We start from the raw sequence: 23,137 nt of genomic DNA, 5'->3' as shown, positions 1-23,137 counted from the left end.
GCCGCTTTTAGTTCACTGCCACCGCGTTATGCTGGCGGTGCTTAGTCACCAGACCCAGAATCAGGCACATGATGAACACGACAGCATACAGCGCGTTTGCGGTTTGCAGCGCCGCATGCGGGCCGCTCTGTGCCACAATCGGGCCGGTGACCACGAAGGTCAGCATGGTGCCGATGGTGCCGCAGGTCAGTACGAAGTTAACCAATTTTGGTGAAGCGATTTTTGTCTGCAATGAACCAAGCGTGATAACCGAGGTGTAGATTGCGCTGGAGAAGAAACCGAGCGCCAAAATAAACCACGCCAGATGGGCAGGTTCACTTTTGTTGAAGAAGTACATCAGAACGGTAGCAGCACCTGCCAGTACAGTCAGAATGCGTTGCAGATCGAAGAAGCGCAAAATAAAGCTGAACGCCCACATCCCGAACATGTAAGACATCCAGAAATCGCTGACCAGTTGGCCCGCATCATTCAGGTTCATACCCAGGCTTTTGGCGTATTCAGGTACCCAGGAGATAAAGCCCAACTGACCGAGGATGTAACACAGGGCTGCGATGGACAGGAACAGCACGCCCACACCCCATTTTTCTTTTTCGGCGACTTTTTCAGGTTGTGGCGCGTGTTTGCCCAATGCCGGGAAGTCACAACCGATGGTCAGGATAAAGATGGCGACATAAACCAGACCGATGCAAACATAAACCCAATACCAGTTGATGCTGCGCGCCAGCAAGATGGCGGCAACCATTGGGAAAATCATCCCTGCCATACTGAAGAAGGAGTCGGTGAACAGCAGGCGTGAACCACGCTCACGGCCTTCATACATGTGCGTAATCAGGAACGTACCGATCGACATCGTGATGCCGCTGACCAGCCCAAGCACAAACATCGCGACGGAGAAAACAGTCAGGTTATCACCAAAGATAAGCCCGGCTACCGCCAGCACCATCAGGATGAAACCAAAGCGAAGCTGTGTTTTAAGCGGCACGATTTCCATTAACCAGGCATTCAGGAAGATAGAAATCAAAATACCCGCGTTCAGAAAAGTAAAGGTGTTACTCATGCTGGAAACGGGAACGTGGAAGTATTCGGCGATATTTCCCATCACCATCCCGGTGACAATTACCAACGCGCCAGTCAGGGCGTAGGAGAAGAAGCTGATCCATGTGAGCTTAATGCGGTTGCTGTTAGTCATGACGAGCCTGTGAATAGAAATGTAAAGTGCTTTGACAGCACTCGAGAAGAATGGATTTTAGTCAAAAACGTGATTCATTCATACAATTTATAATTCATTTGCAGCAACAGACTGGTTTTAGAGTGATTTCGATCACATTAAAGAGCGCTACTCATTAATTCATTCATTTAACTTATTGATTTGTGTGAAAGTAAAAAACCGTAAATGGCTGGCGCAGAGTTGAGCACGTCTTTACAATCTAGCAACTTGCTTCATTCACTGCATTCGTAAGGAATTATTCATGCTCAAATCGACTTTGGCGGCTGTAGCAACTGTGTTTGCTCTTTCCGCTCTCTCTCCTGCGGCACTTGCTGCTAAAGGTGACCCACACGTCCTGTTGACGACTTCAGCAGGTGAAATTGAGCTTGAGTTAAATAGCCAGAAAGCCCCAGTTTCTGTGAAAAACTTTGTGGATTACGTTAACAGCGGCTTCTACAACAACACCATTTTCCATCGCGTGATCCCGGGCTTCATGCTCCAGGGCGGCGGCTTCACGGCAGATATGAATCAGAAGCAGCCAAACCCACCGATTAAAAACGAAGCCGATAACGGCTTGCGTAATACTCGCGGTACCATTTCTATGGCCCGTACCGCCGATAAAGACAGCGCGACCAGCCAGTTCTTCCTGAATGTGGCAGATAACGCTTTCCTCGATCACGGCCAGCGCGACTTTGGTTACGCGGTATTTGGTAAAGTTGTGAAAGGGATGGACGTTGCCGATAAAATCTCGCAGGTACAAACTCATGATGTTGGCCCATACCAAAATGTGCCGTCAAAACCTGTAGTTATCCTCTCCGCGAAAGTCCTGCCGTAAAAAATTCCTGCGCGGGTTTCCTCCACCCGCGCATTGACTTCCTTCCTGCACTTCCCCCGATTGCTGCTTATACTTGTGGCAAGCATGGGTCGTTACGTTAGGGAGGCATCATGGCAAAGAAACTGACCGATAAACAAAAGTCCCGCCTTTGGCAGCAATTGCGCAGCCGTTCGTTTCAGGCCAGTTCCCGGCTGGATATCCTTGAGCCTCATGCGCAAGATGAGATTATCGCGCAGCGTGTAGAAACGATTGAACTTGGCCCGTTGCATCGCGGATTACCCTGGTTGTGTGCCATCCATCAGCAGCTTTTTCAGGATGTTTTCGACTGGGCAGGCGAGCTACGAGATGTTGATATTTCCAAAGGGGAGATACAGTTCTGCCATTTCGAGTACATCGAAAATGAAGGCAACGATCTGATGCAAGAAATGGAGGACGAGCATTATCTGGTCGGACTTACCAGAAATGAGTTCGTTCAGCGCCTGTCGCATTACTATTGTGAAATTAACGTCCTTCATCCGTTTTTTGTTGGCAGTGGTCGGGCGCAGCGCGTGTTCTTCGAGCAGTTAGCGATTCACGCTGGTTACATCCTCGATTGGAAAGACGTCTCGCCTGAAGCATGGGCAACGGCGAATCAGGCCGGGGCATTGGGTGATTTGACGTTGCTCAATGAGATTTTCACTAAAGTGGTGAGCGAAGCGCGCGAAAGCGAATAGAATAGCGCGGTTCTTTTTTACCCTGGAGCCGCGATGCTACTGCTTATCGACAACTACGACTCATTCACCTGGAACCTTTATCAGTACTTTTGCGAATTAGGTGCAGAAGTGGTGGTGAAACGTAACGATGAGCTGACCCTTTCTGATATCAGCGCGTTAGTCCCAGAAAAGTTGGTTATCTCGCCAGGCCCCTGCACGCCCACCGAAGCAGGGATTTCTCTTGCGGCGATTACGCATTTTGCCGGACAGTTACCGATTCTCGGGGTATGTCTTGGTCACCAGGCGATTGCCCAGGCGTTTGGTGCGACGATTGTGCGTGCCGAAAAAGTGATGCATGGAAAAACATCCGCTATTACGCATAACAATTCTGGTGTATTCAACGGCCTGAATAATCCCCTTACCGTCACGCGCTATCACTCTTTGGTTATCGACCCTGCAACATTACCCGACTGCTTTGACGTGACCGCCTGGACGGATAAGCAAGAGATTATGGGGATCCGTCACCGCGAATTTGAGCTGGAAGGGGTGCAGTTTCACCCAGAAAGCATTCTCAGTGAGCAGGGGCACCAGCTATTAGCCAATTTCCTTAAACGTTGATTTTTTATTGCCAGATAATGATTTTTTATGCATATTTCATGATTATATTTTCATGTCTGTTCTTGCGTAAAAATGGGATGGCAATTAATGGCAACAGAACAATCAGCAATTACCCGCGCTACTTTTGATGAAGTGATTTTGCCGATTTATGCACCGGCGGAGTTTATCCCGGTTAAAGGCAAAGGCAGTCGTGTTTGGGATCAACAAGGTAAAGAGTACGTTGATTTCGCCGGCGGGATTGCCGTCACGGCATTAGGTCATTGCCACCCGGCGTTAGTGGAAGCGTTAAAAAGTCAGGGCGAAACGCTATGGCATACCAGCAACGTTTTCACCAATGAACCCGCGTTGCGCCTGGGCCGCAAGCTGATTGATGCTACTTTTGCTGAACGCGTACTGTTTATGAACTCTGGTACCGAAGCCAACGAAACCGCCTTCAAACTGGCACGTTACTACGCTTCTACGCGCCATAGTCCGTATAAAACCAAAATTATTGCCTTCCATAATGCCTTCCACGGCCGTTCGCTGTTTACCGTTTCTGTTGGCGGCCAGCCGAAGTATTCCGACGGCTTTGGCCCGAAGCCTGCCGATATTATTCATGTGCCGTTTAACGACTTGCATGCAGTGAAAGCAGTGATGGATGACCATACTTGTGCGGTCGTGGTCGAGCCGATTCAGGGCGAGGGCGGTGTAACGGCGGCAACCCCAGAATTCCTGCAAGGCTTGCGCGAGTTGTGCGATGAGCATAAAGCGTTGCTGGTATTCGATGAAGTGCAGTGCGGGATGGGGCGTATCGGCGAGTTGTTTGCGTACATGCATTACGGCGTGACGCCAGATATTCTGACCAGCGCGAAGGCACTCGGCGGTGGCTTCCCGGTCAGCGTCATGCTGACGACTCAGGAAATTGCTTCTGCGTTCCATGTTGGCACTCATGGTTCAACCTACGGCGGAAACCCGCTGGCATGTGCCGTTGCGGGTGCGGCGTTTGACATCATCAATACGCCTGAGGTTTTGAAAGGCGTTGCGACGAAGCGCCAGCAGTTCGTTAAGCATTTGCAGCAAATCGACGAGCAATTCGACGTGTTCACCGACATTCGTGGCATGGGCTTATTGATTGGCGCTGAACTGAAACCTCACTATAAAGGCCGTGCCCGGGAGTTCCTGTATGCGGCGGCAGAAGCGGGCGTGATGGTCTTGAACGCGGGGCCAGACGTCATGCGTTTTGCCCCAGCGTTAATTGTTGAAGATGCTGATATCGAAGACGGTATGTCGCGCTTTGCCAAAGCGGTCGCAAAAGTCGTTAAGGCTTAATCGCCCGTCAATTTGAGCGCCGTAAGCGGTTCAGCCAGATACCGTGATGTGGCCGCTGGCGCCATGCAACCGAAGAAATGGTATGCATGGTGCTGAGGTGGCCCAACACCCGCTGTAAATGTTGTTCCATGGTACTTAGCGGCCCGCTCGGAAGCCCTTCAAGCGGGTCGAGAATATTCGCATCATTGGTTTCCCCTGGCCCATCATATTGAAGCCGCTGCTGGCATCGTTGCAGCGCAATTTCACACGATTGCAAATAACGCTGGGCGAGATCCGGCGTCAACATGTTGTGCTCGCGGGCGAGTGTGGTCATCGCATTGATGTGTTCGACGATAAACTGGCTGTGCGTCACCCACAGTTTCATATCGGCAAGATAGTGCGAGTTAAATCCAGGTTCCTGCATCGCCTGGTTGAGCGAGTTGAATAAAGCATTGTGCGCCTGGTTGACCCTCATTCGCGAATACGCCAGCGGGGTGGGTTCCGGGTCACTGCTCAGAATCAGGCGAATCGCATCCTGATCGCGCTCCAGAGCATCGTGGGCGTTCTGGCGCAGCAAACCACTTTGCCACTGTGGCCACAGCCACACCATGCCGCCAAAGGCAATCAGGCAGCCGAGCAGCGTATCTATTAAGCGCGGAACGATGTACTGCTCGGCGCTGAGGGTGATCAGTTGCAGGGTGTAAACCGCCGTGACGGTAAAGCCAATTGTCGCCCAGCCGTAACTCTTACGAATGAACAAATAGCTGACCAGCGTAATGATCAACATCGCGGCCAGCGCGATATCTTGCGGAAAGTGGAAGTGCAGCGCGATGCCCGCTATCGCCAAACCTGCAATGGTGCCTGCCGACCGGTGAAGAATTCTCACCCGGGTCGCGCCATAGCCGTTTTGCGTCACAAACATTACCGTCATCAAAATCCAGTAGGGTTTAGGCAGATGTAAAAATCCCCCCAAAATACTGGCGATGGTCAGCATTACACCTAATCTGGCGGCGTTACGCAGCGCGGCGGATTTCAAAGATAAATAGCTTTTCAGTGCTGCCCAAAGTGGCAAACGACGCTGCCGGTCTTCCATCAAATCACGGATATACAACGGGCGCTGGGTGCGTAAAACACGGCCAATCCGACTGAAGTGATAATGACAAAATTGCCCAACAGGATTATCCGGATTTTGACGCGCGATTTTCTCAAGGGCATCAATCTGTTTATCCATCGTGAAACGCTGCGGGAACCGATGATAAAGAATGTCGTCAGCCAGCACGCGTAAACGCGCCGCAATGGTCTGCGCGTTCCAGCGAATTACGGCTTCAGCGTGGCTTTTCTCAACCAGCTTTTGCACTTCGGCAGGTTGGTGAAGGCTGACGGAAATGTGTTCTTGTAAATCCAGAGCGACCTGAAACGCGCGCAGTAATCGCTTGTAGCCGTTTTGCTGATTCGCCGCCAGCATGTGTAATTGCTGGTAGCAAATAGTGATTAAATCAACGGCTTTTTGTTGACGCGCCAGCAGCGGAGGCAGCGCTTTTTCAGGGTCGGTATGCTGCGTTAGCATGCCATATTTGGCTTCGCAGTAATCCGCCAGTTGGCGATAGAGCAGGCTTAATGATTCGCGCAGTGGCTGCTCGCGCCACATCCAGAACCAAAACCAGTTAAACACGCCGTACCAAATTGTACCGCTGACATACAGCAGCATTGGCTTCCAGATGGGCATATTCCCCGCCATGCTGAGTGTAAAGATGGCGGCAATGAGTGAGGCGGGAAGCAGACGAGCGTGCAGGGAGCTGATTTCGGCGGTGACGCCCAACAATAGCGCCATTACGGCCAATATCACCGGCAACGGCACGGAGGTATAAAGCAATAAAAGCTGCATGATCAAACTGCTGACGGCAAACAGGCTACCGCCGACGATCAGGCGTTTGAAGAAGCGTTTATGGGGAGTATCAAGCCCTGCAATGTTGCAGCAGGCAGGGACTAAAGAGAAAAGCAGGCCGGACTGGAGATTGCCAAAGAGCAAACCTACTGCCACCGGAAGGCACAGCACCAGCGTTTGCCGCAGTGCGTAGTTAACTTCAGGATGGTAGATCAGTCTTCGCCACATAAACCCTTCTTACTTAAAGCTGCAGCGGCGTTAGCTGCGTTCATTCACCCGAATCACTTACTTGAGTAAGCTCATCGGGATGAACTCACTTGCTGCCTTGCTGCAACTTCAATTAATCGGGTTTCGGATTTAGTTTTTTAGAGACAAAAAAGGCGTGTTATGAAGCAACACGCCATTTTTGAGACGGAGATTAACGAGTGCCGTAAACGACGATCGTTTTACCGTGAGCAGAGATCAGATTTTGATCTTCCAGCATTTTCAAGATACGACCAACGGTTTCGCGAGAGCAACCCACGATCTGACCGATTTCCTGACGGGTAATTTTTATCTGCATACCGTCCGGGTGGGTCATTGCATCAGGCTGTTTAGCCAGGTTCAGCAGTGTCTGCGCGATACGACCAGTCACATCCAGGAATGCCAGGTTACCCACTTTCTCAGATGTAACTTGCAGACGACTAGCCATCTGTGAAGACAGGCGCATCAGGATATCTGGATTGACCTGAATCAGCTGGCGGAATTTTTTATATGAAATTTCAGCCACTTCGCAGGCACTTTTAGCACGAACCCAAGCACTACGTTCCTGACCTTCTTCGAACAGCCCTAACTCGCCAATGAAATCGCCCTGATTCAGATAGGAGAGGATCATTTCCTTGCCCTCTTCATCTTTGATCAGAACAGCCACAGAACCCTTGACGATGTAATACAGCGTCTCAGCCTTTTCACCCTGGTGAATCAGTGTGCTCTTCGATGGATACTTATGAATGTGGCAATGGGACAAGAACCATTCGAGAGTCGGGTCTGTTTGCGGTTTGCCAAGCACCATGCGCGGTTATCCTCTGTTTTATAACTGGCTACCAACGACAGGACGCTAAACATCCTGTCTGGCGTTGCAAGTATTAGAATATTCCCCACCTTGGGGAGATGGCATGCAAGTCATTCTTGCTGCCTGTAATTAGTGATGTCCTCTGCATACATGCATAACGTCAATGTATCGATGTAGCATCTGGATTGTTTTAGCATAGCTTTTGACAAGTGTCTCCTATTGTCTCGTTTCAGCTTGACGCAGGTCGCCTTCCATTGCCAGATTTGCTGAATCTGCGTACTCTGAAAGACAATTTTTTTCAACGGGAGAAGTAACATGCAAGCACGAGTGAAGTGGGTTGAAGGGTTAACCTTCCTTGGGGAGTCCGCTTCTGGACACCAGATTCTGATGGACGGTAATTCTGGCGATAAAGCACCCAGTCCGATGGAAATGGTTCTGATGTCCGCTGGTGGTTGTAGCGCAATCGACGTAGTTTCTATTTTGCAAAAAGGCCGCTACAACGTGACGGATTGTGAAGTGAAACTGACCTCTGAGCGCCGCGAAGAAGCCCCGCGTCTGTTCACACATATCAATCTGCATTTCATTGTGACAGGCAAAGAATTGAAAGATAATGCAGTTTCGCGTGCGGTAGACTTGTCTGCTGAGAAGTACTGTTCCGTTGCGTTGATGCTGGAAAAAGCCGTAAACATCACCCATAGCTACGAAGTGATTGAAGGCTAGAGTGAAGTAAAAGGGCGGTGTTTAGCCGCCCTAATTATTGATATTTCTTCCTTCCGCCAGGCGCTTAACCAACGGCGTCATGATCAACTCCATTGCCAGTCCCATCTTGCCGCCCGGCACCACTAATGTATTGATGTGGGAAATAAATGAGCCTTGCAGCATGGCGAGCAAATACGGGAAGTCGATATCATCCAGACCGCGAAAATGAATTACGACAAAACTTTCATCTAAAGACGGAATACCGCGTGCGGCAAACGGGTTAGAGGTATCTACCGTCGGTACGCGTTGGAAGTTGATGTGCGTGCGGGAAAATTGCGGCGTGATGTAGTTGATGTAATCGTCCATCGAACGCACGACGGAATCCATTACCGCTTCACGGGAATGACCGCGCTCGCTGGTGTCGCGCACCAGTTTTTGAATCCACTCCAGGTTTACAATCGGCACTACGCCAACCAGTAAATCGACGGCATTGGCGACGTCGTGCTGCGGGGTAACGACTCCGCCATGCAAGCCTTCATAAAACAAAACATCAGTCGGTTCTGGTAACGGCTGCCACGGAGTAAACGTGCCGGGAATCTGATTCCAGGGTACGGCTTCATCATAGGTATGAAGATATTTACGTGATTTACCCTGCCCGGTTTTGCCGTATTCAATAAACGTTTGTTCAAGCAAGCCAAAGTCGTTGGCTTCCGGCCCGAAGTAGCTGATATGACGGCCAAGGTCACGCGCTTTACGAATCGCCATATCCATTTCAGGACGGGTGAAACGATGGAAACTGTCGCCTTCAACTTCAGCTGCACGTAGGTTTAATTGCTGGAAGATTTTACGGAAGGCAATGCTGGTGGTGGTCGTTCCCGCGCCGCTGGAACCTGTTACGGCAATAACCGGATGTTTGGCTGACATAAGGCAACAACTCCATGGGTAGTAGCAAGTTTGGTTGGGTGAAGGCAGTTGTATTATGCAGTATAGGCAGGCTTAGCCGCGAAATTGCCCGCGAGCCATGATATTCACCGTTTCATGAAGTTCTGACCATACCAGTACCGCTTCACCACTTTGCAGTTGGCGCTTAACATCAGCCACCTTTTGCTCAAGTGAGCGCTCTTGTTCACCATAATCTGTGCCTTCTCGTAATACAAAGGATTCAATCAGATTATCAAGCGTTTCGGGAGGCAGGTCTTGCCAGGGAATCATCATATTACTGGTCCAAAAATTGAGACAGCCATTGCGGGATGCGTTGCTCAAGCCACATTTCAGGGCGGCGTAACGTCCCACCAACAAACCCAACATGCCCACCGTAGCGCGTAAGTTGGTATTCGATATTAGCAGGCAATATGGCTTTATCCGGGATCACATGATGATCCATAAACGGGTCATCTTTGGCGTGGATGATTAGCGTCCGGGTTTTGATTTGCGGTAACAACGGCATCGCGCTGCACTGACGATAATAGTCGAGAGCATCAGCAAAGCCGTGAATTTTTGAAGTGATCAAATCATCAAACTCACGCAGGCGGCGCATTCCTTTAAGCTGGCGCAGATCAACAGGTAGAGTGCCCGGATAGCTTCTGAGCTTACGCGCGGCATTTTTCTTCAGCAGATTCAAAAGATAGTGCTGATAAACGCGGGAGAATCCTTTTTCGATATGTGCGCTGCAATGTTCCAGCATCAGAGGGGCTGAAACTATGACACCGGCCTGTAGCGTGCAGTCAGCACCTTGTTTAGCCAATAAACAAGCGAGCATGTTCCCGCCGAGGGAAAACCCGACTGCCGCCGTCGGCACTTTGCCATAACGGGTACTGAGCCAGTTTAAGAAGTAGCTTCCGTCTTCAGTTTCGCCCGAGTGATAAATGCGTTTCATGCGATTTGGCACGCCACTACATCCACGGAAATGCATGACTACGCCCAGCCACCCTTGCTTGCTGGCGGCCTCGATTAAACCGTGAGCGTATGGGCTGTGCAGGCTACCTTCGAGACCATGAAAAACGACTAACCGTGGTTTATGCATTGCCTGGCGTGGGTCTTCGCTCCAGGCAAGATCGACAAAATCCCCATCCGGCATATCCAGACGCTGCCAGTGAGGTTTGAAATTTAAGCGACGGCGAATCAAACGCGGAAGCATGGTTTGCAGGTGCGGATTACTCACACCCTTCAACGGACGAAATTGCTCATCTTCTTCGTGATTAAAATTCAATACTGCGGGACTTGTCGTAGCCATATCACACTGTTAGTTTCATTGAGTTTGCTAATTAACTTATCGGGTGTGGAACACCCATTTCATGGAAACGCTTTTCTTTTCGATGCTTGGTTTTCTTTGGGTTGCGGCTATTACACCCGGCCCAAACAATATGTTACTGACTTCTTCCGGCGCCAATTACGGCTTTATGCGCACCATTCCGTTGATGATTGGCATCATGCTTGGGATGCAATGCATCCTGTTGCTGGTGGCCTTTGGCGTCGGTAGCTTAATCCTTTTGTATCCTGCTTTGCACCTTATCCTGAAGATTGCCGGGAGTGCTTACCTATTATGGCTGGCATGGAAAATCGGCACCGCGACCTATGAAAAACTGGAAACAGATGCGCCGCCTCCGGCTCCTATTCCATTCTGGCAGGGCGGTTTACTTCAGGTTATCAACCCTAAAGCCTGGTTGATGGCATTGGGTGCAGTGGCAAGTTTTAGCCTTGCCGGTGCTCAGTACCTGCATTCCGTGGCGTTAATCAGTATCGGGATTGCGCTGGTTAACATTGTTGCAGGTATTATCTGGATTGCGTTTGGCAGCATGATCGGCAAACTGCTGCGCAGCCGCCGCTCCTGGACAATCTTCAATGTCTTTATGGGGTTGCTGACGGCGGCGTGTGCACTGTTGATTTGGCATTAAGTTCGCGGGCCTCATCCTTAGTTTTCGATAAGGCTGAGGCCAAACGGTTACTCGGCCTGCATCATCTGCTCTAACTTGTCATGCGCGTCCAGCCATTCCATCTCGCACTCTTCCAGTGCTGACTTCACTTTCACCTGAGTTTGCAGACATTCGGTCATTTCTGCTTTACGACTTTGGTCGTAAATAGCGCTGTCAGCCAGTTTTTCTTCCACTTGCGCAAGCTGGGCATTCAGCTTTTCCATCTGCTTTTCAAGCGTGGTGATTTGCTTACGCAGGGGCTGAGTTTGCGTGCGCAATTCTGCTTCACGGCGTTTTTGATCTTTACGAGCCTGTGCGCTGTTGACGTTATCTTTTGCAGAATCGAGCGGCTGGTTTTCCTGCTTTTGCAGATCGACAAGCCACTGCTGATAATCTTCCAGGTCACCATCAAACGCTTCGACTTTACCGTCGTGGACCAGATACAAATCATCGGTAGTCGAACGCAACAAGTGACGGTCGTGCGAAACCACTACCAGTGCGCCTTCAAAATCAATCAACGCTTCGGTCAGCGCCTGACGCATGTCGAGATCAAGGTGGTTGGTCGGTTCATCGAGCAGCAGCAGGTTAGGGCGCTGCCAGACAACCAGCGCCAGTACTAGTCGCGCTTTTTCACCGCCGGAGAAACGCGCGGTTTGTTCGGTGACTTTGTCGCCCCGGAAACCAAAACCACCCAGATAATCACGCAATTGCTGTTCCAGCTCTTTTGGTGCAATACGCGCCAGGTGCTGCAACGGCGACTCGTCAGCGCGTAAGTATTCGAGCTGATGCTGCGCGAAATAGCCGAGCTTGATACCTTTTGCCAGGCCGATATCACCCTGTAATGGCTTAATTTCTTCCGCTAACAATTTTATCAGCGTTGATTTACCGGCACCGTTGCGACCCAGCAGGCCGATGCGTGAACCAGGAACCAGATTCAGTTTGATGGAATCCAGAATCACGCGATCCCCATAACCGGCGCTGACTTTTTCCATGCGCAGCAGCGGGTTTGGCAGGCTTTCCGGAGCACGGAAGCTGAAATGGAACGGGTTATCAACGTGCGCTGGGGCAATCAGCTCCATGCGTTCAAGCATCTTCACGCGGCTTTGCGCCTGTTTTGCCTTGCTGGCTTTCGCTTTAAAACGGTCGATAAAACCCTGCAGATGCGCGACACGCTCCTGCTGGCTTTCATACATCGACTGCTGTTGCGCCAGGCGAGTGGCGCGTTGGCCTTCAAACGACGAGTAGTTGCCGGTGTACTCAAACATCTGCTCTTGTTCGATGTGAATAATTTTACTGACCACCGGGTCGAGGAAGTCACGGTCGTGAGAAATCAGAATTAACGTGCCCTGATAACTTTTCAACCAGCGCTCGAGCCAGATAACCGCATCTAAGTCCAGGTGGTTAGTCGGTTCATCGAGCAGCAGTAAATCGGAACGGCAAATCAGGGCTTGTGCGAGGTTCAGACGCATACGCCAGCCACCGGAAAAATCACTCACCGGGCGTTCGAGTTGCTCATTGCTGAAGCCTAAACCGTGCAGCAAACTTGAAGCGCGGGAGCGAATCGTCCAGGCGTCTACTGCATCAAGCTTACCGTGAATCAGTGCAATAGCGTGGCCATCGTTGCGCTCATTGGCTTTTGCCAGCTCCGCTTCAAGCAGTCGGAATTCGCGGTCGCCATCAATAACATATTCAATGGCAGGCATTGCCAGTGCTGGCGTTTCCTGGTTTACCCAAGCCAGCGCCCAGTTTCCCGGATAGGTCATGCTGCCACCATCGGCGCTGATCTCGTTCTTCAGAAGCGCCAGCAGCGTGGATTTACCGCAGCCGTTTTTACCCACCAGACCCACTTTTTGGCCTGGATTGATGGTAGCGGTGGCGTTATCCAGCAGAACGCGTGTGCCGCGACGAATTTGTAACGAGGAGAAAACAATCATAAAGCGCCGTATGTTCAGAGTATGTTAAATTGTCATTATATTAAGGTAACGTGATGCTTACGGCACCGCGTCGGGCTGCATGGTAGCCCAATTTAAAGACTATGACGACGCCCTGGAGGGTAATGATGTCGCAGCCGCCGAAAGTTTTGCTGCTATATGCCCATCCGGAGTCACAAGATTCGGTCGCAAACCGCGTCTTACTCCAGCCTGCGCAGAAGCTTGCTAATGTCACTGTGCATGACCTTTATGCGCACTATCCTGACTTTTTTATTGATATCTATCGCGAGCAGGCATTGCTGCAAGAGCACGATGTCATCGTCTTTCAGCACCCTCTTTATACTTATAGCTGCCCGGCGTTACTCAAAGAGTGGCTGGATCGTGTGCTCAGCCGTGGCTTTGCCAGTGGTGTTGGAGGTACAGCCCTTGCGGGAAAGTACTGGCGTAGTGTGATAACCACCGGGGAACCAGAAGGTGCCTATCGCCATGATGGTTTTAATCGCTTCCCACTGACCGATATTTTACGCCCCTTTGAACTGACTGCCGCGATGTGCCGTATGCACTGGATGAATCCAATGATTGTTTATTGGGCGCGTCGCCAGTCTCCCCAAGAGCTTGCCAGCCACGCGAAGGCGTATGGCGAGTGGTTGGCATCACCAACCCTGCCAGGAGGCCGCTGATGGAAGGTTCTGACGTATTGCTGGCGGGAGTGCTGTTTTTGTTTGCAGCAGTGGTTGCTGTCCCTATCGCTGCTCGATTAGGGATTGGCGCGGTGCTCGGCTATTTGCTGGCGGGAATCGCCATTGGGCCGTGGGGTTTAGGGTTTATCAGTGACGTAGATGAAATCCTACACTTCTCGGAACTGGGTGTTGTGTTCCTGATGTTTATCATTGGGTTGGAGCTTAATCCTTCAAAGTTATGGCAGCTCCGGCGTTCTATTTTTGGTGTCGGTGCCGCACAGGTATTGCTCAGTGCGGTGGTACTTGCTGGTTTGTTGATGCTAACGCAGTTCTCCTGGCAAGCGGCGGTCATCGGCGGAATAGGGCTGGCGATGTCCTCGACCGCGATGGCATTGCAGTTAATGCGCGATAAAGGCATGAACCGCAATGAATCCGGCCAGCTCGGATTTTCTGTGTTGTTGTTCCAGGATTTAGCCGTCATTCCGGCGATTGCTTTGGTACCGCTGTTGGCCGGTAATGACGGCGGGCACACCGACTGGATAAAGATCGGCTTCAAAGTGCTGGCATTTGCGGGCATGTTGATTGGCGGCCGTTACCTTTTAAAGCCTCTGTTCCGCTTTATTGCAGGCTCCGGCGTGCGGGAAGTCTTTACCGCTGCGGCACTGTTATTAGTGTTGGGCTCGGCGTTATTTATGGATGCGCTGGGTTTCTCAATGGCACTAGGGACATTCATCGCAGGCGTGTTATTGGCTGAAAGTGAATACCGGCACGAACTGGAAATCGCGATTGATCCTTTTAAAGGATTGTTGCTCGGACTGTTCTTTATCTCCGTCGGCATGGCACTAAACCTTGGCGTGCTTTACACCCATCTTTTCTGGGTTGTCCTGGGCGTTGTAGTGCTGGTGGCGGTGAAAGCCGGTGTGTTGTATGGCCTGTCATGGTTTTTCGGCTTGCGCAGCTCCGAGCGTTTGCAGTTTTCTGGCGTACTCAGCCAGGGCGGAGAGTTTGCTTTCGTACTATTTTCAACCGCTTCATCACAAAAGCTGTTCAGCGGTGACCAGATGCCGCTGCTGCTTGTGACCGTTACGTTATCGATGATGACCACACCGCTGTTGATGAAAGGTGTCGATGCCATTCTTGCGCGACGGTTTAATATTGTTGATGACGAAAACGATGAAAAGCCCTACGTGGCAGACGACCAGCCGCAGGTGATTATTGTCGGCTTCGGACGTTTCGGGCAGGTGATTGGGCGCTTACTGATGGCGAACAAAATGCGTATTACGGTGCTGGAGCGTGATATCAGTTCCGTGAGCCTGATGCGTAAATATGGCTACAAAGTTTATTATGGTGATGCCACCGAACTTGAGTTGTTACGTTCGGCGGGCGCTGAGACGGCAAAGTCGATTGTGATTACCTGTAATGAACCGGAAGACACGATGAAAGTCGTTCATTTGTGTCAACAACACTTTCCACATCTGGCGATATTGGCGCGTGCCAGAGGCCGTGTGGAGGCGCATGAGTTATTGCAGGCTGGCGTCACGCAGTTCTCCCGTGAGACGTTTTCCAGTGCGCTGGAGCTGGGGCGTAAGGCGTTGATGACGCTAGGAATGCATCCCCATCAGGCACATCGTGCGCAGCTTCATTTCCGACGACTGGACATGAGCATGCTGCGTGAATTAATGCCGATTCATACCGATAACGCACAAATTTCCAGGGTTCGGGAAGCGCGTCGTGAGTTAGAGGAAATCTTCGAACGCGAGATGCAGCAAGAGCGTCGGCAGTTCGATGGTTGGGACGATTTTGAATAATTAAGGTGAAGCCAATGCCGGTGCGTAAACGTTTTATTGCTGGGGCTGTTTGCCCTGAATGCCAGACGCGGGATTCCCTCGCGATGTGGCGTGAGAATAATGTCGATATTGTTGAGTGTGTTAAGTGCGGTCATCAAATGCGTGAAGAGGATAAGCAACCTCGGGACCGTGCTCGCGAACAAGAGCAAGTGATCGGGATTTTTCATCCGGACTAGCGAGATGCGCCAGCTTTTTTTAAGCTTAGGGGTACACCGGCGCTAAATTCCGCTACAATCGGCGCCAGTTTTTTTCTCACGCTCGCTCAGGAGATATCATGAAAGTAGCAAAAGACCTGGTGGTCAGCCTGGCTTATCAGGTACGTACAGAAGACGGTGTGTTGGTTGATGAGTCTCCGGTGAGTGCGCCGCTGGACTATCTGCATGGTCACGGCTCCCTGATTTCTGGTCTGGAAACCGCTCTGGAAGGTCACGTTGTTGGTGATCGTTTCGACGTGAACGTTGGCGCAAATGACGCTTACGGCCAATACGACGAAAACCTGGTTCAGCGTGTACCGAAAGACGTCTTCATGGGCGTTGATGAGCTGGAAGTTGGCATGCGCTTCATGGCTGATACCGACCAGGGTCCAGTACCTGTTGAAATTACCGCAGTTGAAGATGAGCACGTTGTTGTCGATGGCAACCACATGCTGGCAGGTCAGAACCTGAGCTTCAATGTAGAAGTTATCGCTATTCGTGAAGCGACTGCTGAAGAACTGGCTCATGGTCACGTTCACGGCGAACACGATCATCACCACGACCATGGTGAAGATGGCTGCTGCGGTGGTCACGGCCACGATCACGGCGACCATGAACATGGTAAAGGTGGTTGCGGCGGTAATGGTGGCTGCGGTTGCCATTAATCCGTTAAGGATGCCGTTAAGAATAAAAAAGGCGTGTCTGTGACACGCCTTTTCTTTTTGTAAAATTAGTAATGCGGGGGCGGAGTTTCTTCGGCTTCTGAAGCTACCATCGAAGGTTGGCTCGCTTTTAGTTTTTCAACCAACAAACGGAAATGCTCGCGCAGTTTGACCATCTCCAATTCGTGAGCCGTTACCGTCTGATTTAACTCTTCTATTGTAATCTCCTGGAAAGCGAGACGACTCTCAAGTTCTTCCAGCCGTTGTTCGGTCGATTTTTGTTGCATGGCTAATGACTCCTGGCCTGCGGATGGACAATTCCCGGCGATTCTACTGAAAAATCTCGCTCGATACAGTGCCGTTTTGCGCTGGACGAAACTTCTTTAAACAAAAAGAGTCTGAATTTGTCTCGATAAGACGCGGAGAGATTGTGTAGATTTCTTCCACGACGTTATAGTACGTCTCTTAGTTGATAATAACCTTGGGGTTAGAGGCCCCGGCCCTGGAGAAATGGATGAAATCACTGTTTAAAGTAACGCTACTGGCGACCACGATGGCCGTTGCCCTGAGCGCTCCGGCATTCGCTGCCCCGGCTGCTGCCCCGGCTGCTGCCGCTAAAGATGCTGCGGCTCCTGCTGCTGCCAGCAACACGGCATTCAAAAATGACGACCAGAAATCTGCGTACGCATTAGGTGCTTCGCTGGGCCGTTATATGGAAAACTCTCTGAAAGAACAAGAAAAGCTGGGTATCACTCTTGATAAAACTCAGCTTATCGCTGGTGTTCAGGATGCATTTGCTGACAAGAGCAAATTATCTGACCAGGAAATCGAGCAGACTCTGCAAGCTTTTGAAGCTCGCGTGAAGTCTTCTGCTCAAGCGAAAATGGAAAAAGACGCTAAAGAAAACGCGGATAAAGGCAAAGCCTTCCGTGATACTTTCGCAAAAGAGAAAGGTGTTAAAACCTCTCCTACTGGCCTGATGTATAAAATCGACAAAGCTGGTACGGGTGAAGCACCAACTGATAGCGACACTGTTGTTGTGAACTACAAAGGTACGCTGATTGACGGTAAAGAGTTTGATAACTCTTACACCCGTGGCGAGCCGCTGTCTTTCCGTCTTGACGGTGTTATCCCAGGCTGGACTGAAGGCCTGAAAAACCTGAAGAAAGGCGGGAAAATCAAACTGGTTATTCCACCAGAATTAGCATACGGAAAAACTGGCGTTCCAGGGATCCCTGCTAACTCCACGCTGGTGTTTGACGTTGAGCTGCTGGATATTAAACCAGCACCTAAAGCAGACGCTAAACCAGATGCCGCTCCTGCTCCAGAAGCTGAAGCAGCTAAGAGCAAGTAAGGTATGATTAACCGCCGCCCACATGGGCGGCGGTTTTTTATTTGAGGCAGGGTATAATAAAAGCTGGAAAGCGCATCTTACGCTGTATTACCTTAGCAGACTGCGCAACAACGAGTATGAGTCTGCCCTGACACCATTTAAGCGCGACAGGCTCTCTGTAGAGGGTGGTATCTTTAAATGTCCAATTCGCTTTTAACCAATGAAACCAGTGAGCTTGACTTACTGGACCAGCGTCCTTTTGAACAAACCGACTTTGAAATATTAAAATCCTACGAAGCGGTAGTGGACGGGTTAGCGATGCTGATTGGTTCTCATTGTGAAATTGTGTTGCACTCGCTGCAAGATTTAAAATGTTCGGCCATCCGTATCGCGAATGGTGAACATACCGGGCGCAAAATTGGCTCGCCAATTACCGATCTCGCATTACGAATGCTGCATGATATGACCGGTGCGGACAGTAGCGTTTCTAAATGCTATTTCACACGCGCAAAAAGCGGCGTACTGATGAAGTCAGAGACTATCGCCATTCGTAATCGTGATGAGCGAGTCATCGGACTGCTGTGCATCAACATCAACCTTGATGTGCCGTTCTCGCAAATTATGTCGACGTTTATTCCGCCGGAAACGCCAGAAGTGGCTTCTTCCGTGAACTTCGCTTCCTCCGTAGAAGATTTGGTTATGCAGGCGCTGGAATTCACGATTGAAGAAGTGAATGCCGATCGTAATGTGTCCAACAACGCCAAGAATCGACAGATTGTCCTTAATCTTTACGAGAAAGGCATCTTTGATATCAAAGACGCTATCAACCAGGTTGCCGACCGTTTGAATATTTCTAAACACACGGTGTATCTCTACATCCGTCAATTCAAAAACGGTGATTTCCAGGGGCAGGATAAATAATGCGTTTTGCCATCCTGGTGACAGGGCCGGCTTATGGCACGCAGCAAGCGAGTAGTGCGTTGCAGTTTTCACGGGCTGTTATCGGCCAGGGGCATACGTTGGAAAGTGTGTTCTTCTACCGAGAAGGTGTTTATAACGCGAATCAGCTGACCTCTCCTGCAAGCGATGAATTTGATTTAGTGCGCGCCTGGCAACATCTACATCAAGAGCATGGAGTCGAGCTGCATATTTGCGTGGCTGCCGCGTTACGCCGCGGCGTGACAGACGAAGAACAAGCGATTCAATTCGGTTTACCGTGCCATAATTTGCAGTCTGGTTTCACGCTGAGTGGACTGGGCGCTTTGGCACAAGCATCTCTGACCTGTGATAGAACGGTGCAATTCTGATGAAGCGTGTGGCATTTATATTTAAGACACCGCCTCATGGAAGCGCTGCTGGCCGGGAAGGGTTGGATGCTTTGCTGGCGACATCTGCGCTAAGCGAAGACATCGGTGTATTTTTCATTGGTGATGGCGTATTGCAATTGATTCCGGGCCAACAGCCGGGACTTGTCCTCGCAAGAGATTACATCGCAACTTTTCGCGTACTGCCGCTGTACGACATAGAACAGTGTTATATCTGTGCAGACTCCCTTCGCGAGAGAGGATTGTCTCCAGAAGGTACCTGGGTGCTTGATGTAAAACCTCTTGAACCAGAGGCGCTGAGCGAAATGCTGCATCAGTTTGATGTAGTTCTGACTTTCTGAGGCGACATGCTGCATATTTTACAACACTCACCTTTTCAAACAGATCTTGAAGCGTTGCTGCGCTGTGTGAAGCCTGGCGACGATGTTTTATTGCTACAAGATGCGGTCATCGCTGCGTTGTCAGGGACCAAAGCCCTTGATTTGCTGCTGTCCGCCCCCATTTCTATTTACGCGCTGCACGAAGATATCGAGGCTCGTGGCTTAACTGCTCAAATTTCGAACGGCATAGGCAAGGTCAGCTATACTGATTTCGTCGGATTGACAGTTAAACACGAACAGCAGATTACCTGGTAAAATCCAGGATTGTTGTATATTTCTTGACACCTTTTCGGCTCAGCCCTAAAATTCTGCGTCCTCATATTATATGAGGCCGTTTTATTACGTGTTTACGAAGCAAAAGCTAAAACCAGGAGCTATTTAATGGCAACAGTTAACCAGCTGGTTCGCAAACCACGCGCTCGCAAAGTTGCAAAAAGCAACGTGCCAGCGCTGGAAGCCTGCCCGCAGAAACGTGGCGTATGTACTCGTGTATATACTACCACTCCTAAGAAACCAAACTCCGCACTGCGTAAAGTATGCCGTGTGCGTTTGACTAACGGTTTTGAAGTTACCTCCTACATCGGCGGTGAAGGTCACAACCTGCAGGAACACTCAGTGATCCTGATCCGTGGTGGTCGTGTAAAAGACTTGCCAGGTGTTCGTTACCACACCGTTCGTGGTGCACTTGACTGCTCCGGCGTTAAAGACCGTAAGCAATCTCGTTCCAAGTATGGCGTGAAACGTCCTAAGGCTTAATGGTTTCCGTTAAGTAAGGCCAAACGTTTTAAATAAATGTCAAACTCAATAGAGTTTTGGACAACCCTGAATTAACAACGGAGTATTCCCATGCCACGTCGTCGCGTCATTGGTCAACGTAAAATTCTTCCAGATCCTAAGTTCGGATCAGAGTTGCTGGCCAAATTTGTAAACATTCTGATGGTAGATGGTAAGAAATCTACTGCTGAATCTATCGTGTATACCGCGCTGGAGACCCTGGCTCAGCGTTCTGGTAAACAAGCACTGGAAGCTTTCGAAGTCGCTCTGGACAACGTTCGTCCGACTGTCGAAGTTAAGTCCCGCCGTGTTGGTGGTTCTACTTATCAGGTTCCAGTAGAAGTACGTCCGGTTCGTCGTAATGCTCTGGCAATGCGTTGGATCGTAGAAGCTGCTCGTAAACGCGGTGATAAATCCATGGCTCTTCGCCTGGCGAACGAACTTTCTGATGCTGCAGAGAACAAAGGTACTGCAGTTAAGAAACGTGAAGACGTTCACCGTATGGCTGAAGCCAACAAGGCGTTCGCTCACTACCGTTGGTAATCCCTTCGGAGTGTTAGTCACCAAGCGGGCGCTTCATGTGAGCTGCCCGCTTTGGGTTACTTAAATGAACGTCCTAGGATATAGAGGAATCAAATGGCTCGTAAAACACCCATTGAGCGTTACCGTAACATTGGTATCAGTGCTCACATCGACGCCGGTAAGACAACTACTACCGAACGTGTTCTGTTCTACACCGGTGTAAACCACAAAATCGGTGAAGTTCATGATGGCGCAGCCACTATGGACTGGATGGAGCAGGAGCAGGAACGTGGTATTACCATCACGTCTGCTGCGACCACCTGTTTCTGGTCTGGTATGGCCAAACAGTTCGAACCACACCACATCAACATCATCGACACCCCAGGGCACGTTGACTTCACCATCGAAGTTGAACGTTCCATGCGTGTTCTTGATGGTGCGGTAATGGTTTACTGTGCTGTTGGTGGTGTTCAGCCACAGTCTGAGACCGTATGGCGTCAGGCAAACAAATATAAAGTTCCACGTATCGCGTTCGTTAACAAAATGGACCGTATGGGTGCTAACTTCCTGAAAGTTGTTGATCAGATTGAAAAACGTCTGGGCGCAACTCCGGTGCCTCTGCAATTGGCTATCGGCGCGGAAGAGAAATTCACCGGTGTTGTTGACCTGGTGAAAATGAAAGCCATCAACTGGAACGAAGCCGATCAGGGCGTGACCTTCGAATACGAAGAGATCCCAGCTGATATGCAGGAACTGGCCGAAGAATGGCGCCAGAAACTGGTTGAAGCCGCTGCTGAAGGTTCTGACGAACTGATGGAGAAATTCTTTGGTGGCGAAGAGCTGACTGAAGAAGAGATCAAAACTTCTCTGCGTAAGCGCGTACTGAACAACGAAATTATCTTGGTTACCTGTGGTTCTGCATTTAAGAACAAAGGTGTTCAGGCGATGCTGGATGCGGTAGTTGAATACCTGCCAGCTCCAACTGACGTTACTGCGATTAACGGTATGCTGGACGACGGTAAAGACACTCCGGCTGTTCGTCACTCTGACGACAACGAGCCGTTTGCTGCTCTGGCGTTCAAAATCGCAACTGACCCGTTTGTTGGTAACCTGACCTTCTTCCGCGTTTACTCTGGCGTTGTTAACTCTGGTGACACCGTGTTCAACCCGGTGAAATCAGCACGTGAGCGTCTGGGCCGTATCGTACAGATGCACGCTAACAAACGTGAAGAGATCAAAGAAGTTCGCGCGGGCGACATCGCTGCAGCTATCGGTCTGAAAGAAGTGACAACCGGTGATACCCTGTGTGACCAGGACAATGTGATCATTCTGGAGCGCATGGAATTCCCTGAGCCAGTAATTTCGATCGCAGTTGAACCAAAAACCAAAGCTGACCAGGAAAAAATGGGTCTGGCTCTGGGTCGTCTGGCTAAAGAAGATCCATCATTCCGCGTATGGACTGATGAAGAAACCAACCAGACTATCATCGCTGGTATGGGTGAGCTTCACCTCGACATCATCGTTGACCGTATGAAGCGTGAATTCAACGTTGAAGCTAACGTTGGTAAACCTCAGGTTGCTTACCGTGAAGCGATTCGCGCGAAAGTTACCGATGTTGAAGGTAAACACGCTAAGCAGTCTGGTGGTCGTGGTCAGTACGGTCATGTTGTTATCGACATGTACCCACTGGAGCCGGGCTCGAATCCGAAAGGTTACGAGTTCGTCAACGACATCAAAGGTGGTGTGATCCCAACGGAATACATCCCTGCTGTTGATAAAGGTATCCAGGAGCAGCTGAAGTCTGGTCCTCTGGCGGGTTACCCAGTAGTAGATCTCGGCGTGCGTCTGCACTTCGGTTCTTACCACGACGTTGACTCCTCTGAACTGGCGTTTAAACTGGCCGCTTCTATTGCCTTCAAAGATGGCTTTAAGAAAGCGAAACCAGTTCTGCTTGAGCCTATCATGAAGGTTGAAGTTGAAACTCCGGAAGAGAACACCGGTGACGTTATCGGTGACCTTAGCCGTCGTCGTGGTCAGCTGAAAGGTCAAGAATCTAACGCTACTGGCGTTCAGATTCACGCTGAAGTTCCGTTGTCTGAAATGTTCGGTTACGCAACTCAACTGCGTTCACTGACCAAAGGTCGTGCATCTTACTCCATGGAATTCCTGAAGTATGATGACGCGCCAAACAACGTAGCTCAGGCCGTAATCGAAGCTCGCGGTAAATAAGCCCCGGGTTTTAAAAAACATTGATCCCGTGCTCTCTCCAGAAGGGGAGAGCGCAACAGTAAGGAATATAGCCG

The 23,137-nt window shown here is 50.3% G+C and carries 26 protein-coding genes; 18 read left to right on the top strand and 8 right to left on the bottom strand.

Annotated elements, in window-relative coordinates; translation table 11 throughout:
* Positions 1–7: 7 nt before the first annotated feature.
* Complete coding sequence (tsgA, locus tag GBAG_RS18735; protein ID WP_034499089.1) at positions 8–1,189, bottom strand: MFS transporter TsgA; 1,182 nt, start codon at positions 1,187–1,189, stop codon at positions 8–10.
* A gap of 280 nt (positions 1,190–1,469) precedes the next feature.
* Here tsgA and ppiA point away from each other — a divergent pair, with 280 nt between their 5' ends.
* From ppiA to argD, 4 genes are all read left to right on the top strand, one after another.
* Positions 1,470–2,042 carry a peptidylprolyl isomerase A gene (gene ppiA / locus GBAG_RS18730; RefSeq protein ID WP_034499086.1) on the top strand — a complete coding sequence of 191 codons (573 nt, stop codon included), beginning with the start codon at positions 1,470–1,472 and terminating at the stop codon, positions 2,040–2,042.
* Positions 2,043–2,152: 110 nt separating this feature from the next.
* A complete protein-coding gene (locus GBAG_RS18725; protein ID WP_034499084.1) occupies positions 2,153–2,755 on the top strand; it encodes a putative adenosine monophosphate-protein transferase Fic in 603 nt (200 codons plus the stop codon).
* Between the two features lie 33 nt (positions 2,756–2,788).
* Positions 2,789–3,352, top strand: coding sequence for an aminodeoxychorismate synthase component 2 (gene pabA, locus GBAG_RS18720; RefSeq protein WP_034499081.1), 564 nt, complete (start codon positions 2,789–2,791; stop codon positions 3,350–3,352).
* Positions 3,353–3,439: 87 nt separating this feature from the next.
* Positions 3,440–4,660 (top strand): bifunctional acetylornithine/succinyldiaminopimelate transaminase, encoded by a 1,221-nt coding sequence (argD, locus tag GBAG_RS18715; RefSeq protein ID WP_156104911.1) that lies wholly within the window; start codon positions 3,440–3,442, stop codon positions 4,658–4,660.
* A 7-nt stretch (positions 4,661–4,667) separates the two neighbouring features.
* Here argD and GBAG_RS18710 read toward each other — a convergent pair whose 3' ends face one another.
* Positions 4,668–6,752, bottom strand: a complete 2,085-nt coding sequence (locus GBAG_RS18710) for a YccS/YhfK family putative transporter (protein ID WP_034499075.1) — start codon at positions 6,750–6,752, stop codon at positions 4,668–4,670.
* 190 nt (positions 6,753–6,942) lie between these two features.
* Positions 6,943–7,575, bottom strand: a complete 633-nt coding sequence (gene crp / locus GBAG_RS18705; RefSeq protein ID WP_034499073.1) for a cAMP-activated global transcriptional regulator CRP — start codon at positions 7,573–7,575, stop codon at positions 6,943–6,945.
* A 315-nt stretch (positions 7,576–7,890) separates the two neighbouring features.
* On the opposite strand from crp, the gene GBAG_RS18695 reads away from it, so the two are divergent.
* Complete coding sequence (locus GBAG_RS18695; protein WP_034499068.1) at positions 7,891–8,295, top strand: OsmC family protein; 405 nt, start codon at positions 7,891–7,893, stop codon at positions 8,293–8,295.
* A 30-nt stretch (positions 8,296–8,325) separates the two neighbouring features.
* On the opposite strand, the gene GBAG_RS18690 is transcribed toward GBAG_RS18695, so the two are convergent.
* From GBAG_RS18690 to GBAG_RS18680, 3 genes are all read right to left on the bottom strand, one after another.
* Positions 8,326–9,198: a phosphoribulokinase gene (locus GBAG_RS18690; protein WP_034499065.1), complete on the bottom strand. Its 873-nt coding sequence runs from the start codon at positions 9,196–9,198 to the stop codon at positions 8,326–8,328.
* 72 nt (positions 9,199–9,270) lie between these two features.
* Positions 9,271–9,489 carry a YheU family protein gene (locus GBAG_RS18685; protein WP_034460225.1) on the bottom strand — a complete coding sequence of 73 codons (219 nt, stop codon included), beginning with the start codon at positions 9,487–9,489 and terminating at the stop codon, positions 9,271–9,273.
* Between the two features lies 1 nt (position 9,490).
* Entirely contained in the window at positions 9,491–10,507 is a 1,017-nt protein-coding gene (locus tag GBAG_RS18680) for a hydrolase (RefSeq protein ID WP_034499064.1), read from the bottom strand.
* A 61-nt stretch (positions 10,508–10,568) separates the two neighbouring features.
* Between GBAG_RS18680 and GBAG_RS18675 the strand changes: the two genes are divergently transcribed.
* Positions 10,569–11,168: a LysE family translocator gene (locus tag GBAG_RS18675; RefSeq protein ID WP_034499061.1), complete on the top strand. Its 600-nt coding sequence runs from the start codon at positions 10,569–10,571 to the stop codon at positions 11,166–11,168.
* Between the two features lie 47 nt (positions 11,169–11,215).
* Here the strand turns inward: GBAG_RS18675 and GBAG_RS18670 are convergent, their stop codons facing one another.
* Positions 11,216–13,120, bottom strand: coding sequence for an ABC transporter ATP-binding protein (locus GBAG_RS18670; protein WP_034499059.1), 1,905 nt, complete (start codon positions 13,118–13,120; stop codon positions 11,216–11,218).
* A gap of 125 nt (positions 13,121–13,245) precedes the next feature.
* Here GBAG_RS18670 and kefG point away from each other — a divergent pair, with 125 nt between their 5' ends.
* The 4 genes from kefG (at position 13,246) to slyD (ending at position 16,503) form a co-directional block, all read left to right on the top strand.
* Positions 13,246–13,797 (top strand): glutathione-regulated potassium-efflux system ancillary protein KefG, encoded by a 552-nt coding sequence (gene kefG / locus GBAG_RS18665; protein ID WP_034499057.1) that lies wholly within the window; start codon positions 13,246–13,248, stop codon positions 13,795–13,797.
* On the top strand, positions 13,797–15,605 hold the full coding sequence (gene kefB, locus GBAG_RS18660; protein WP_034499054.1) for a glutathione-regulated potassium-efflux system protein KefB: 1,809 nt from the start codon (positions 13,797–13,799) through the stop codon (positions 15,603–15,605). Before kefG ends, kefB begins: the two co-directional genes overlap by 1 nt.
* Positions 15,606–15,619: 14 nt before the next feature.
* A complete protein-coding gene (locus GBAG_RS18655; RefSeq protein WP_034499052.1) occupies positions 15,620–15,820 on the top strand; it encodes a YheV family putative zinc ribbon protein in 201 nt (66 codons plus the stop codon).
* 98 nt (positions 15,821–15,918) lie between these two features.
* Positions 15,919–16,503: a peptidylprolyl isomerase gene (slyD, locus tag GBAG_RS18650; RefSeq protein ID WP_034499051.1), complete on the top strand. Its 585-nt coding sequence runs from the start codon at positions 15,919–15,921 to the stop codon at positions 16,501–16,503.
* Between the two features lie 65 nt (positions 16,504–16,568).
* Here slyD and GBAG_RS18645 read toward each other — a convergent pair whose 3' ends face one another.
* Positions 16,569–16,787, bottom strand: coding sequence for a protein SlyX (locus GBAG_RS18645; RefSeq protein ID WP_034460204.1), 219 nt, complete (start codon positions 16,785–16,787; stop codon positions 16,569–16,571).
* Between the two features lie 227 nt (positions 16,788–17,014).
* On the opposite strand from GBAG_RS18645, the gene fkpA reads away from it, so the two are divergent.
* From fkpA to fusA, 8 genes are all read left to right on the top strand, one after another.
* Positions 17,015–17,854, top strand: coding sequence for an FKBP-type peptidyl-prolyl cis-trans isomerase (gene fkpA, locus GBAG_RS18640; protein ID WP_034499049.1), 840 nt, complete (start codon positions 17,015–17,017; stop codon positions 17,852–17,854).
* A gap of 177 nt (positions 17,855–18,031) precedes the next feature.
* A complete protein-coding gene (locus GBAG_RS18635; RefSeq protein WP_034460202.1) occupies positions 18,032–18,754 on the top strand; it encodes a helix-turn-helix transcriptional regulator in 723 nt (240 codons plus the stop codon).
* The gene (tusD, locus tag GBAG_RS18630) at positions 18,754–19,140 is read left to right on the top strand and encodes a sulfurtransferase complex subunit TusD (RefSeq protein ID WP_034499047.1); all 387 of its coding nucleotides are present in this window, start codon (positions 18,754–18,756) and stop codon (positions 19,138–19,140) included. The genes GBAG_RS18635 and tusD overlap by 1 nt, the downstream gene beginning before the upstream one ends.
* The gene (tusC, locus tag GBAG_RS18625; protein WP_034499045.1) at positions 19,140–19,499 is read left to right on the top strand and encodes a sulfurtransferase complex subunit TusC; all 360 of its coding nucleotides are present in this window, start codon (positions 19,140–19,142) and stop codon (positions 19,497–19,499) included. The genes tusD and tusC overlap by 1 nt, the downstream gene beginning before the upstream one ends.
* Positions 19,500–19,505: 6 nt before the next feature.
* Entirely contained in the window at positions 19,506–19,793 is a 288-nt protein-coding gene (gene tusB / locus GBAG_RS18620) for a sulfurtransferase complex subunit TusB (RefSeq protein ID WP_034499042.1), read from the top strand.
* Positions 19,794–19,919: 126 nt separating this feature from the next.
* Entirely contained in the window at positions 19,920–20,294 is a 375-nt protein-coding gene (gene rpsL / locus GBAG_RS18615; protein WP_003023654.1) for a 30S ribosomal protein S12, read from the top strand.
* 90 nt (positions 20,295–20,384) lie between these two features.
* Complete coding sequence (rpsG, locus tag GBAG_RS18610; RefSeq protein WP_034499040.1) at positions 20,385–20,855, top strand: 30S ribosomal protein S7; 471 nt, start codon at positions 20,385–20,387, stop codon at positions 20,853–20,855.
* Positions 20,856–20,948: 93 nt separating this feature from the next.
* Complete coding sequence (fusA, locus tag GBAG_RS18605) at positions 20,949–23,063, top strand: elongation factor G (RefSeq protein WP_034499038.1); 2,115 nt, start codon at positions 20,949–20,951, stop codon at positions 23,061–23,063.
* Positions 23,064–23,137: the final 74 nt, after the last annotated feature.

The organism is Buttiauxella agrestis ATCC 33320 (genome assembly GCF_000735355.1).
GTDB classification, from domain to species: Bacteria; Pseudomonadota; Gammaproteobacteria; order Enterobacterales; family Enterobacteriaceae; genus Buttiauxella; species Buttiauxella agrestis.
This window is presented reverse-complemented; position numbering and strand designations above follow the sequence as displayed.